We start from the raw sequence: 12314 nt of genomic DNA on the forward strand, positions 1-12314 counted from the left end.
GAGGGAGTTGTACTCCCGAACAATAGTTGGAACAAATGAGCGCCAATTATGGAATTAGTGCATAGATCGAGCTCTGTCACTTATTCATTTAAAACTGATGAATCACAGCTCCATTTTTCAGACGATAACTATCCATTAAATTGGCAGTAAGGCAAGAGTGAACCGGTAAAATTGTTATCAGATCTCCAACTTGATAGTTGTCAAAATCATCATCCGAGCACTTAACGATTCCATGCTCCTGTGAAAGTGCTTTGAGATACAATTCAGAATCAGAAATTTGCCAGTGATTCTCTTTTTCTACAGCAGGCTTTCCGAAATGGGTTATACTCTTTTCCAGCATCTTTTCTTTTGAAAAGTGAATAGCTCCTCCATGTATAGCCAATTCCTTTCGTGTCGGAAGTTTATCTACTATGGGGCAAACCATAGCCACGGCAATATCTTTGGTTTCGCAACTCCCAATTTTGTGTTGCATAAGATCATAAAAGACAAAATTGCCGGGACTTATTGCATCAACGCCGTTAAAATTATTTCCTTTGGAACAACAAGGTGTGTCACCAATACATACTTCAAAATCGCCATACTCAGTACTGAAGTTGTTTCGGAGATCATTTATTTGGGATAGTACCGATTGATGGACAGCTTGTATTTCTTTTTCTGATGTTGAATCGTAGGAGTGTCCGGGATGAGAATAGAAGCCAATCCAATTCAAATTTTGTGTAGCATCTATAGTATCAATCAGCTCTTTAATTTGACTTTTTTGTTCAACTTTTAAACCGGTTCGTTCAGATCCGGTATCAAGCTCAATGTAAGCATTAACATTATTTGACAGCTGATTATTTAATTCTGTTGCAGTAAAAGGACTATTAATCAGAAGGGTAAGTTCAACTTTGGCAGCAAGCTTATCAATTTTTTCAGCTTGTCGTATGTTAGCCGGAAAGGCAATAGTTATATCCTCCCATCCATTTGAGGCAAAATATTTGGCCATCTGTATGGATGAAACGGTGATCGATTTTACTCCGACCTCTTTCAACCATTCGCCTACCTCTGCAGTTTGATGAGTTTTCATATGAGGCTTAAACGCTAAGTTATGACGTTGAGCCTTCTCAGCCATCCGCTGGATATTGACTTTGCAGATGTTTTCATTGAGTAGTAGGGTAGGTTCGGTGATATCCATTTGAATGTTTATGATTATGTGAGGTAGTTTATTATAAAAAGCGGATGTTTGGGTTACTTTAATAATTAGCGCGGGAATTAATTCCCGCGCTAGTAATTATCACTGTTAGGTATTCGACTTTAGTTGTATAAAAAATTGACCGTTATGTAAACTATTTGAACTTCTGGATACCTACTGGCTCATATTTTCTTTGCTTTGCAAACTGTCAGCAACATCAATGACTTTACTCCAAACACGGAAGATATTACCGGAGCATATCTTTTGGATATCTTCCTCTGAATACCCGCGTTCAAGCAATTCAGCGATTAAGTTGGGATAGTCTGAAGGATCTTTCAAACCTTCTGGCAGAGTAGGTCCAACACCATCGAAATCTGATCCAAATCCAACATGTTCAACACCTACGAGGTCTACGACATGATCGATATGATCAGCAACTTTTTCGACCGTGCTAAATTGGTAATTTTCCTGGAAATAGGTTTCTCGGAATTTCTCAGCTTCCTCACTTGATGGATCCAACTCTTTTTCCTGAATCTGTTGTTCGATCTCTTCTCTGACTCTGTCTCTGCTGTTGCTTGAAGCACTGTCAAGAAAATCAGAGCCAAAATTGATCATTATTACGCCATCATTTTCGGCCAAACGTTCAATCAGTTCATCACTCATGTTGCGCTCGAATCCTGGGGTAAAATGTCGGGCCGAAGAGTGTGAGGCAATAACGGGAGCTTCTGTAACGTCGATTACGTCGTGAAACGTTTCGTCTGTGATGTGAGAAACATCGACCATAACTCCAACACGATCCATTTCGGTGACAACGTCCCTTCCAAAGTCACTCAATCCGCCGTGTGTATCGTCACTGGTATCATATGAGGAGTCACCTATTTGATTGTCTTCACCGTGGGTGAGTGTAACGTAGCGAATTCCCTGATCATAGAAATACTGCACATCTGAAATTTCTTGAATCGGAGCTCCGTTTTCCAAACCCATTGGCAGAGAAATCAATCCTTCTTCAAACTGGCTTTGGATCTCTTGCGGAGAAGTTGCCACGGCAAATTTGTCAGGATTATCAGTTGCAATCCCTTCTACCATATTGATGAGGCTGTCGGCAGCAGCTTTGGCACCGCCTGTTTCCTGATATCTGGTTGGGATATAAATCGACATAAAGGGAGCATCAAGTCCGCCTTCTTTTGCCCGAGGGTAATCAAAGTCACCGCCAGGGGCCGATTCCGATATATCTTCCCACTCATCTTTCAGCCGATAGGGGATATCAACATGTCCATCTACAATAATAAACTTTTGGGCCAGCTCTTCGGCTTTTTGATCATACTGATTTTCATTATCTGCAGAGGAGCATCCTGTAAATATGAATGCCAATACAAAGAGAGCACTGAGTATTTTGATATTTTTCATATCACCTTTTTTAGATTAGAAATTTGGAATAAATGTTGTTGAAATAATATTTCTTTGCAAATCTTAAAAAACCTTTTACAACATTTCGGTACTGAGTCTTTTATCCTATAAGAAACTTCTTAGCGAATATTCCAATTACTTTAAGATTGCCAATGATCCGATCACTTATCTTTGGGATGGTACTATTTCTGGTATTATCTGCCTGCAGTTCCAATCAGAATGAATCCATGCAAAAGAAGAAAACACAAATAGATGAGATTACGGCAAAGATTTCATCCGATACCATCAGAGCCAATATAAAAAAATTAGCTTCTTTTCATACACGCCATACAACTTCAGATACAACCAGTGATTCTGTAGGTATTGGTGCGGCCCGAAGATGGATTTATAAAAGCTTTGACCGGTACAGTTCTGCATCGGACAATCGTCTGAGAGTCAAATTTAATAGCTATGTAGAAGATGAGCATCCGCGTATTGCTGAACCGACAGAAATTGTGAATGTTGTTGCTGTTTTACCTGGCACACAGCTTGAAAGCAAAGATCGCAGATATATTGTAAGTGCACATTATGATTCTCGTGTATCGGATGTGATGGACGATACAAGCTATGCACCCGGTGCAAATGATGACGCCTCAGGTACCGCCGCGGTAATGGAGCTGGCCCGGGTAATGGCGCAATATGAATTTGATGCAACAATAGTTTTTATAGCCGTTGCCGGAGAAGAGCAGGGATTATTAGGTGCTAAACATTATGCCGGAAAGGCTAAAAAACAAAATCGAAATATCGCGGCTATGTTCTCGAATGATATTATCGGAAATACTATTAAAAGTACTGATGGATCAGTACATGACGGCAGGGTGCGTGTTTTTACACAAGGGATTCCCTCTGAAAAAGAACTTTCAAAATACCATCAGACCCTGCTTAGAACAGGAGGTGAAAATGATACCCCCAGTCGAGAGCTGGGGCGGTATATTCACGAAGTCAGCGATCAGCATATTAAGGATCTGGATGTGAGTATAATCTATCGTAAAGATCGTTACCTGCGCGGTGGAGATCACTCCGCTTTTCTGGATCAGGGATATCCGGCTGTGCGATTTAGTGAACCGCATGAGTTTTATGAACGTCAGCATGAGGATGTGCGCACAGATGATGAAAAACAATATGGTGATCTACCGCGGTTTGTAGACTATGATTATGTTACTAAAATCACAAAATTGAATGCGGCAGTGCTGGCTTCCATAGCAAATGCTCCTGCTCGTCCCCGAAAACCCAGAATAGAGGTAAAGGAACTGGAAAATAATACCACATTGTCCTGGAAGAAGAATAAAGAGCCCGACTTAAAGGAGTACGAGGTTGTATGGCGGCGGACACATTCTCCTTATTGGCAAAATTCCGTATCCGTAGGTGACACAACAGGTTATACTGTTAAAGGGGTATCAAAAGACAATTACTTATTCGGTATCCGTGCTGTTGACAAGTTTGATAATAAAAGTCCTGCCGTTTATCCAATTCCCAAAAGATAGTTTATGGTGAGGGTTACGTTTTTTAGCTGATGTCTTCTAGAAAATTATTTATCTCTGCCTGAGAATTCTCGTTAAAGAGAAGGGGACGCCCACGAAATTCGAAAAGATATAAATCCCGGTTGGTATCATTAAAATTTATTTGAAAAGTAGCGACATCAGGCTGGATTAATGCCAGGAAACTATTCGAGGGTCGTATAGGAGCAATTTTTTTGATTGTTTCTTTCTCAAACTGTTCCTCCTGTATCTCCTTGCCTTTTTTAAAGTAGGAAACCAATAAAAAATCTTGATCATAGCTTAGGGTAATTTCCAACGGACCATCCATCAGCTTTAAATAGCCCATCATAGCAATAGCAAAGAAAATAAAGGCACCCAACCGAAAGATTCCGGCCCAAAATGGATCAGAAATGCTCCAAAAGATGCCAAAGAAGATGATGCAGAGGACAGCTGAGGCTATTGTTCCTGTTTTCCAAAGCCGGTGAGAGCTTTCACGAACAGTAATCGAGGTATTCATGTAACAAGTTGATTTTTATCGGCATTGGGCTACTCTTAAAGCTGAATATCTTGCTATTTAGTTCAGCCATCAAAATTAGAGCGCTGTTTCCATATTTCAAAATGTTCATTTATTCAGTCTCTGAACTTTGTAGATAATTTTAATGAACTCTTACTAATTTAAATGTTGATAATATTCATTGGTTCATATAGATTTTATTAACCAATAAATAAGAGGTGTAGTTATGGCAAATAATAAAAAGGGATCTACAGAGCTTTCGGAGGGGCAGACAATTGCAATTGCTGTGATAGTATTTGCCGTTGTCTTAGTAGCTCTAATCTATGGCATTCAATTTTTGATTGACTATTTCTTTCCCAATTTCTGAGCTAAACTTTTTGGGCAATTAATACTATTCTTTTAGGATCGCATTTCGAGTATCAGCCCTGCATGCTGTCAGGCATTAAAATCATCTTTATTAAATAAGCTGATAGCAGGCGACTCGCCGTTTCTATCTTTTTAGTGCCTTTTTATGAGAAACATTAAAAAAAATTAATAAAATTTGTAACAAATCACCGTCGCAATACTCTATTAAATAAAGGGGTTATTTTCCTTTGATCGATAATGATTTCGGGTAACGAGAAAAACGGCAGATATTATGAAAACTATAGCATTTACAAATCAAAAAGGCGGCGTTGGCAAGACAACATCAACAGTGAATATTGGCGCTGGGTTGTGCAGACAAGGGCAAAAGGTACTATTGGTTGATTTGGATCCCCAGGCCAATCTAACATATTCATTACGAAAAAGTTCAAACAGACTGGAAAGTAGTGTTTATGATGTTTTAAAAGGACGAACAGATCCAGAGGAAGCAATAATAAGTCATAACGGGTTCGATATTATGCCTTCTTCAATTGATTTGTCGGGGGCGGAAATGGAATTCGCCAATGAACCGGCACGTGAAACAATTTTGAAGAATTCACTAGAGGATTTTGCCAAAGGTTACGATTATGTGCTGATTGATTGTCCGCCAAATCTCGGATTATTGACCTTGAATGCTTTTACGGCTGTAAAAGAAATATTTATCGTCTTACAGTCCGAGTATCTGGCATTGCACGGTTTATCTAAGCTAACGGATGTTATTCAGGTTGTGAAAGAACGCCTCAATCCTGAAATAGAGATTACCGGTATTATTTGTACGCTATTCGACGGACGCAAGAATCTTAATAACGAAGTGGTTGATCACATTAAAGATTATTTCGGTGATAAAGTTTTTGATACACTAATTCGGGATAATGTGGCACTGGCAGAGGCTCCCAGTCACCATAAAACTATTTTTGAATATGCTCCGGATAGTTATGGAGCAGAAGATTATGAAGCGTTGGCTCGAGAAATAAGTAATGGACAAGCGTAATAAATGGGTTTAAGAGGGGATCAGTATGTCAAAAAAGAAAAGTTTGGGTAGCAGTCCTATCGAGTATAAGTCTCAAAAAAACTCTATGGATTTCATTCCTGATTTGGGAGTTACTGCATCAAAACAAAAGGCGAAAAAATCATCTTTTCATCCCGAGGATAAGCAAGATAAAAAGCAGGAAGTAAAAAAGGATAAGGAAAAAAAGAAGAAACAGATTGTCAGCTATAGCCTGGAGGCTGAATTAGTTAATAAAATCAAAGAAATTGCCAACAAAAAAGATATATACTATTCATCACTGGTTAGCCAAGCTCTAAAGAGTTGGATTGGCCAGCATAGCTGATCTGCATATTTGAATATCTTTTATCAACTTTTGTTGAAGAAAGTAACTGGGTATTTGTAATTTCTGTATAAGCGGATCCCAAAATAAGAAAAAATATCAGTAGTGATAAAAGGTATTCCGGGGCAGATTCTTTCAAACAAATATATTGTTCGATTCGCCCAAAACGAAGCTGATCTGCATGCGGCTCAAACATTGCGATACAGTGTATTTAATATTGAGCTTGGAGAAGGACTGGATTCGTCAGAACAAGAGGGATTGGATTCAGATATTTTTGATGAACAATGCCATCATCTTCTGGTGATAGAACGAGAAAGCGAAAATGTGGTCGGGACGTACAGAATGCAAACGTATGATATGGCCCGACAGAATCACGGATTTTATACAGCCAGTGAATTTGATCTTTCGGGGCTGCCTGACAAGCTAATAAGTGAATCAATTGAGTTAGGCCGCGCTTGTATAGCCAAAGAACATCGCAATGGAAGGGTACTATATTTATTATGGAAGGGAATTGCGGAGTATATGAAGATGACTTCTACCCGTTATTTGTTTGGATGTTGCTCACTTACCAGTACAAATCCATATGATGGTTGGACCACTATGGATTATCTTCGTCACGAAGGGCATATGAACGATAAATACCTTTTGGAAACCAGACCGGAATTCAATTGCCCAGAAGTAGAACGTGATAATGAAGCCTGGAAGAGCGTAACTCTCCCCAAGCTTTTTCGTCTTTACATAGATATGGGGGCTGAAATTCTCTCAGAACCGGCTCTGGATCATAATTTTAAAACCATCGACTTTTTAATTATTGTAGATACAAAAAAGCTGGACGAACGAACAAAAACCCTTTTCTTTCGGTAAGGAAATACTATCTTTCTGGAATGATAAATGTTACAAGAGCCCTTGGCAGACTTATTCTCTTTTTTCTTGTATCGCTGATGGTGGTTGTTTCTGTAGCGGTCGGAAATTTGTTGTTGGGGCTTTTTAGTTCTCGGTGGGCTGTTCGTTGGAAAAATGTCGTCATCAAGAAGTGGGCCCAGATTATCTCTACTTTAATAGGATTGAGAGTTAATATAGAAGGCACTCCACCCCAAGCTCCCTTTTTTTTGGTAACCAATCATCTCAGTTATCTTGATGTATTGCCTTTACGGAGTTATCTGAATGCTACCTTTGTAGCAAAAAGTGAGCTGAAGAGCTGGCCATTTTTCGGAATCGGTACACGTGTTTTAGGTGTTCTCTTTATAAATCGGGATATGAAGAAAGATGTACGACGAATGAATAAGCGAATATCAGAGGTTGTCAGTAATGAGCAAGGTGTTATTATTTTTCCGGAGGGAACAAGCACGAAAGGAGAGAATGTTCTGGATTTTAAATCCTCCCTGTTACAATATCCGGTTGACCAAAATATGCCTGTCCATTTTGCAGCCATCACCTATTCATCGTATGATAAAGATCGGCCTCCTCATCAGTATATCTGCTGGTGGGGGGATATGCCATTTTTCAGGCATTTTTGGAAGATGCTAAAACTGGCAGGTTTTGAGGCCAGAATCAGGTTTGGGGAATATGCTATTACGAAGCAGAATCGCAAACTTTTGGCACAATCACTTCATGAAAAAGTTTCAGATTTGTTTATTCCGGTAATAAATTCAGATCTTCCGACTGATAAGTACGAACCTGAGTTTGGTCAAGGCAATAATTAGTGCAAGATAGATGAAGCAAAACATTTTAGCAGGTTTAAAGGGATGGAAGAAATTTGCACTGGTTTACGCAGTTTTCCTTATCCTTTCGCACTTTTCGATCTGGCTTATCGATAATCCAATTGAAGAAGAAAACGGGGCAAATAATGAAGTTGTCCTTCATACGGTTCAGAAAGATCAAACGATTTCAGATGAACCAATAACTATTCAATATCAGGATATCTATAAAGGGCAAGAAGCCGATCCACCAGTAGTACTATTGTTGCCGGGGGGGCTTGAAGGACCCGAAGTGTTTGAAGAGATAATACCGCATTTGTCCTCTCAGTATCGGCTCATTATTCCGCATCTACCCGGTTTTGGCAATAGAGAGGATGATCTGCCTGACTATTCATTCGAGACGCTGGCCGTATATACCAATCAGCTGCTGGAAAAGTTAGCTTTAAAAAAATTACACGTACTTGGCTATGGGTTCGGAGGCGCCAGTGCTATATATCTGGCCCATGATTATCCGGGAAAAGTAGAGTCCCTGAGTTTGGTGTCGTCAATCGGTGTTCAGGAGTTAGAGCTTCTTGGCAGCTATCGTTTAAATCACGCTGTACATGGATTGCAACTTGCTGCGGTATGGCTGCTGCATAATGCGATACCTCACTTTGGATTGTTGCAATTAATTGAAATTGATGTTTCTTATGCTAAGAGCCACTACGAATCGGACCAGCGGCCAATCCGGTCGCATTTGAAGCAATATAAGAAGCCAATGCTAATTCTACACGGCAAAGAAGACCCATTGGTGCCGTTGGCTGCTGCTCAAGAGCATCATCGTATTGTGCCACAGAGCGAATTGATACTTTATAATGCTGATCATGACTTGATTGAAATACACAGTGATTCTGTAGCACACGACTTCTCACGGTTTATACAAAAGGTAGAGAGCGGTAATGCTACCACAGCCGATAATGCATCCCAAGAGCGTATTGAAGAGGCACAAAAATCATTCTCGAATGTTGAGTTTGCAAAACTGGAAGGTCTCTCGCTCATACTTATTATGTTAATCATCATGCTGGGAACATTATTCAGCGAAGACCTAACCTGTATAGGTGCCGGCTTGCTGGCTGCCCGGGGGCTTATTGGTTTTTGGCCTGCTACCTTTGCGTGTTTTGCCGGTATTTTCATCGCCGATATGTCTCTGTATTGGGCCGGTCGTTCTTTGGGACGTCGTGCTGTTTACAAAGCCCCTTTTAAATGGATTATCAATAAGCGTGACTTGGAAAAAAGCGAGCAGTGGTTTAGAGTTAGAGGCCCGGCAATTATCATCGCTACCCGTTTTTTGCCGGGAAGCAGGCTACCTATATATTTTAGTGCCGGCATTTTAAAAGCCAACTTTTGGATGTTTTTATCTTATTTCTTGCTGGCTGCTATTGTTTGGACTCCCTTGCTCGTAGGGATTTCTCAACTTCTGGGAAATGAACTTTTACGCTACTTTTCGCTTTATCAGGATTATGCGATATGGATATTTTTGGGAGGGGTTGTCTTTTTGGTGATGATCATAAAAATCATCCTCCCAGCTTTCAGTTACAAAGGACGCCGGCTTCTTGTTTCGCGTTACCGGCGGTTAACCCAGTGGCAAAACTGGCCGTCAATAATCTTATATATACCCGTTTTCTTTTATGTAGTGTATTTGGGGATAAAATACCGCTGTTTATCCTTATTTACCGCTGCAAATCCGGCTATTTACAACAGTGGATTTGCAGAATCCAAATCACAGATCCTGGAACTTTTCGATCGACAAGATTTGATTGCACGATATAAGCTTATCCCGTCCCATCTGGATAAACTTAAAAAAAAGGAGATGGCCGAGCAGTTTATGTATCGGCAAGCAATCAGCTTTCCCATTGTGCTTAAACCAGATGTGGGACGACAGGGACAGGATGTGGAGATCATACAAACTAAAGAAGATCTTGGAACCTATTTCACCGGAGTAGAAAAGGATGTGATCATACAGGAATATTTGGATGGCCAAGAGTATGTGATATTCTATTATCAAATGCCGGATGAACACAAAGGACATATTTTTTCTATTGCTGCTGTTGAATTGCTAAGTGTAGAGGGAGACGGGCAACAGACAGTGCAGGAACTTATATTGAACGACGACAGGACGGTAACTTTGGCAAAACATCATCTGAAAAGAAATGAAGATATATTATTTGAAGTACCAGCAGAGGGAGAGAAAATTCCGGTTGTTGAACTCGGGACACATGCTAAAGGAGCAGTTTTTAAAGATCGAAAAGAGCTTACTTCGGAAGCACTTACAGATAGAATAAATAATATTTGCAAGTCCGCTTCGGGATTTTATTTCGGACGATTTGATATAAAGGCACCTTCTGAGTGGGATTTAAAGAAAGGAGATGGTATTAAAATTATGGAGATTAACGGGGTTACTTCTGAGTCTGCTAATATTTTTGATACCGATAATTCATTTCTCGAGGCTCAAAAAGTCCTGTTCAAACAGTGGAAATTAGCTTTTGAGATAGGGGAGCAAAACAGAAAACAGGGGACGGATGTGGTTGGTTTTTCCCCGTTTATAAAAAACATTTTCCAGCATTTTACATATGATGGTGAATCTACTTAAACGGGTATTAAAAATATTTTTCAAGCATTTCGTTTGCCTTTTCATGTCCTCTGTCATATGCCTTAAGCAGATCCTGTTCGGCCTTTCCCATTTCGTCGATAAGCATGTAGCTGCAACCACGGCTGAAATATATATCCTTACTTTCTTTGCCTAATTCAATCGTCTTGGAAAAATGAATAACAGCCTTTTCATGTTCACCGAAAATTCGTGCATAAAGCATTCCGAGCCCTTGGTGTGCTACAGCGTTATCTTCATTAAGAGCCACAGCCTTGCGTAAATATTCAAGTGCTTTTTTATGGTTTTCAGTGTTATGGTAAAAAGTACCCAGCATTTGATGGAGTTGATCATCTTCGGGCTGTTGTTCAATGGCAAAAAGAAGAAATTCTTCGGCCTCTTCGGGATCTCCATCTAATACTTTGACCAGAGCTTTGTTACGGAGCGCTTCTTTATTACGCGGTTCACGATTTAAAACTTCATTTAGAAGTCGCAGCGCATTTTCGTGATTGTCATCTTTGAGGTTTACTTTCGCCCGCTGTAATATTTTATCTGTTTTTTGTCCCATTGCAAATTTGGCTACATCTAAAATTTAACACTTCGAAGTTACTAATTTTATCAGCCACTGGCAGTTAAAATTCAATTCTTATTTTGCCGTGCACTCTTCCTGAAGGCATCAATAACACGCATATTCAATACGGCATCTTTCAGTGAAGTAGGGGGAGGAGTATCCTCTAAAATACAGTTGGCGAATTCCCGTGCCTGCAACATATATTGATTAGCCGCCTCGATGGATATCTTTTTCTTTTTTCCTTCTTTAAAATACCACAGGATTGTTTGTTTGTCCAATGGGGCATTAAAGGGGATATCGATGACAATTCGCCCTTTTGTGCCTACAACATTTACTTTCTGTTGGGGTGTCGTCTTTGTGGCGCAGGTAAATGTTGAAGTTCCGGTGCCAAAATCGAGCATCCCCGAAGCAAGATAATCGGTGTTAAATTCCGGATCAATTTTCCACTGGCCGATCACTTTTTGAGGCTCAGAGTCAAACAAAAAACGAGCCAAAGAAATACAGTAACAGCCAATATCCATAAGCCCACCTCCACCCATTTCCGCTATATTTCGAATATCATCGGGATCATCTTTGTAATATGAAAAGAAGGTGTTAATCGTTTGCAATTTCCCAATTTTTCCATCTGTGACCATTGACTTGGTCCTGATCCACTGAGGATGAAAGCGATACATAAATGCTTCCATTACCTTCAAGTTGGGATATTCGTGAACAGCATCGAGTAATTTTTCAGCTTCATCGGCATCCAGGGCGATCGGTTTTTCACAAAGTACATGCTTGCCATTTTTCAGAGCACGCAGGGTTAGGGGCACATGAAGGTGATTGGGCAGTGGATTATAAATCGCATCGATTTCCGGATCAGTCAATAAATCATCATACGCGCCGTACCAGCGGGATATATTTAGTTTGTCAGCAGCCTGCCTGGCACGATCTTCCGAGCGAGAAGCTATCGCTTCGACACTGCAATTAGGTGCCTGTTTAATACTGGGTATAACTTTTTTCATCCCGATTTTAGCTGTGCTTAAAACTCCCCATCTGACGGTATCCATGCGCAGTGATAAATTCATTAAGTGAAAGTTAATCT

At 40.1% G+C, this 12314-nt stretch carries 12 protein-coding genes; 7 read left to right on the forward strand and 5 right to left on the reverse strand.

All coding sequences use genetic code 11. The features are described from left to right. Window positions 1-88 precede the first annotated feature (88 nt). Entirely contained in the window at window positions 89-1174 is a 1086-nt protein-coding gene (locus ACT3ID_RS11325) for an alanine racemase (RefSeq protein ID WP_491542145.1), read from the reverse strand. A 171-nt stretch (window positions 1175-1345) separates the two neighbouring features. Further along, a complete protein-coding gene (locus ACT3ID_RS11330) occupies window positions 1346-2578 on the reverse strand; it encodes a dipeptidase (protein WP_491542146.1) in 1233 nt (410 codons plus the stop codon). 227 nt (window positions 2579-2805) lie between these two features. Here ACT3ID_RS11330 and ACT3ID_RS11335 point away from each other — a divergent pair, with 227 nt between their 5' ends. Then, window positions 2806-4101, forward strand: a complete 1296-nt coding sequence (locus tag ACT3ID_RS11335) for a M20/M25/M40 family metallo-hydrolase (protein WP_491542147.1) — start codon at window positions 2806-2808, stop codon at window positions 4099-4101. Window positions 4102-4123: 22 nt separating this feature from the next. Here ACT3ID_RS11335 and ACT3ID_RS11340 read toward each other — a convergent pair whose 3' ends face one another. Then, the gene (locus ACT3ID_RS11340; protein WP_491542148.1) at window positions 4124-4612 is read right to left on the reverse strand and encodes a hypothetical protein; all 489 of its coding nucleotides are present in this window, start codon (window positions 4610-4612) and stop codon (window positions 4124-4126) included. Between the two features lie 223 nt (window positions 4613-4835). Here ACT3ID_RS11340 and ACT3ID_RS11345 point away from each other — a divergent pair, with 223 nt between their 5' ends. The 6 genes from ACT3ID_RS11345 (at window position 4836) to ACT3ID_RS11370 (ending at window position 10665) form a co-directional block, all read left to right on the forward strand. After that, on the forward strand, window positions 4836-4976 hold the full coding sequence (locus ACT3ID_RS11345; RefSeq protein ID WP_491542149.1) for a hypothetical protein: 141 nt from the start codon (window positions 4836-4838) through the stop codon (window positions 4974-4976). A 270-nt stretch (window positions 4977-5246) separates the two neighbouring features. Continuing rightward, complete coding sequence (locus ACT3ID_RS11350; protein ID WP_491542150.1) at window positions 5247-6002, forward strand: ParA family protein; 756 nt, start codon at window positions 5247-5249, stop codon at window positions 6000-6002. A gap of 25 nt (window positions 6003-6027) precedes the next feature. After that, a complete protein-coding gene (locus ACT3ID_RS11355) occupies window positions 6028-6342 on the forward strand; it encodes a hypothetical protein (protein WP_491542151.1) in 315 nt (104 codons plus the stop codon). A gap of 102 nt (window positions 6343-6444) precedes the next feature. Continuing rightward, the gene (locus tag ACT3ID_RS11360) at window positions 6445-7203 is read left to right on the forward strand and encodes a GNAT family N-acetyltransferase (RefSeq protein ID WP_491542152.1); all 759 of its coding nucleotides are present in this window, start codon (window positions 6445-6447) and stop codon (window positions 7201-7203) included. A 20-nt stretch (window positions 7204-7223) separates the two neighbouring features. Next, window positions 7224-8042 (forward strand): lysophospholipid acyltransferase family protein, encoded by an 819-nt coding sequence (locus ACT3ID_RS11365; RefSeq protein ID WP_491542153.1) that lies wholly within the window; start codon window positions 7224-7226, stop codon window positions 8040-8042. A 10-nt stretch (window positions 8043-8052) separates the two neighbouring features. Continuing rightward, window positions 8053-10665 carry an alpha/beta fold hydrolase gene (locus ACT3ID_RS11370; protein WP_491542154.1) on the forward strand — a complete coding sequence of 871 codons (2613 nt, stop codon included), beginning with the start codon at window positions 8053-8055 and terminating at the stop codon, window positions 10663-10665. Window positions 10666-10672: 7 nt separating this feature from the next. Here the strand turns inward: ACT3ID_RS11370 and ACT3ID_RS11375 are convergent, their stop codons facing one another. Next, the gene (locus ACT3ID_RS11375) at window positions 10673-11227 is read right to left on the reverse strand and encodes a tetratricopeptide repeat protein (protein ID WP_491542155.1); all 555 of its coding nucleotides are present in this window, start codon (window positions 11225-11227) and stop codon (window positions 10673-10675) included. A 71-nt stretch (window positions 11228-11298) separates the two neighbouring features. Next, the gene (locus tag ACT3ID_RS11380; RefSeq protein WP_491542156.1) at window positions 11299-12297 is read right to left on the reverse strand and encodes a Gfo/Idh/MocA family protein; all 999 of its coding nucleotides are present in this window, start codon (window positions 12295-12297) and stop codon (window positions 11299-11301) included. Window positions 12298-12314 lie beyond the last annotated feature (17 nt).

The organism is Fodinibius sp. GM108 (assembly GCF_058386985.1).

What these genes read in the sequence shown, in the direction of transcription:
- ACT3ID_RS11325 (WP_491542145.1), bottom strand. Translation starts at nt 1,174, where the DNA reads ATGGATATCACCGAACCTACCCTACTACTCAATGAAAACATCTGCAAA.
- ACT3ID_RS11330 (WP_491542146.1), bottom strand. Translation starts at nt 2,578, where the DNA reads ATGAAAAATATCAAAATACTCAGTGCTCTCTTTGTATTGGCATTCATA.
- ACT3ID_RS11335 (WP_491542147.1), top strand. Translation starts at nt 2,806, where the DNA reads ATGCAAAAGAAGAAAACACAAATAGATGAGATTACGGCAAAGATTTCA.
- ACT3ID_RS11340 (WP_491542148.1), bottom strand. Translation starts at nt 4,612, where the DNA reads ATGAATACCTCGATTACTGTTCGTGAAAGCTCTCACCGGCTTTGGAAA.
- ACT3ID_RS11345 (WP_491542149.1), top strand. Translation starts at nt 4,836, where the DNA reads ATGGCAAATAATAAAAAGGGATCTACAGAGCTTTCGGAGGGGCAGACA.
- ACT3ID_RS11350 (WP_491542150.1), top strand. Translation starts at nt 5,247, where the DNA reads ATGAAAACTATAGCATTTACAAATCAAAAAGGCGGCGTTGGCAAGACA.
- ACT3ID_RS11355 (WP_491542151.1), top strand. Translation starts at nt 6,028, where the DNA reads ATGTCAAAAAAGAAAAGTTTGGGTAGCAGTCCTATCGAGTATAAGTCT.
- ACT3ID_RS11365 (WP_491542153.1), top strand. Translation starts at nt 7,224, where the DNA reads ATGATAAATGTTACAAGAGCCCTTGGCAGACTTATTCTCTTTTTTCTT.
- ACT3ID_RS11370 (WP_491542154.1), top strand. Translation starts at nt 8,053, where the DNA reads ATGAAGCAAAACATTTTAGCAGGTTTAAAGGGATGGAAGAAATTTGCA.
- ACT3ID_RS11375 (WP_491542155.1), bottom strand. Translation starts at nt 11,227, where the DNA reads ATGGGACAAAAAACAGATAAAATATTACAGCGGGCGAAAGTAAACCTC.
- ACT3ID_RS11380 (WP_491542156.1), bottom strand. Translation starts at nt 12,297, where the DNA reads ATGAATTTATCACTGCGCATGGATACCGTCAGATGGGGAGTTTTAAGC.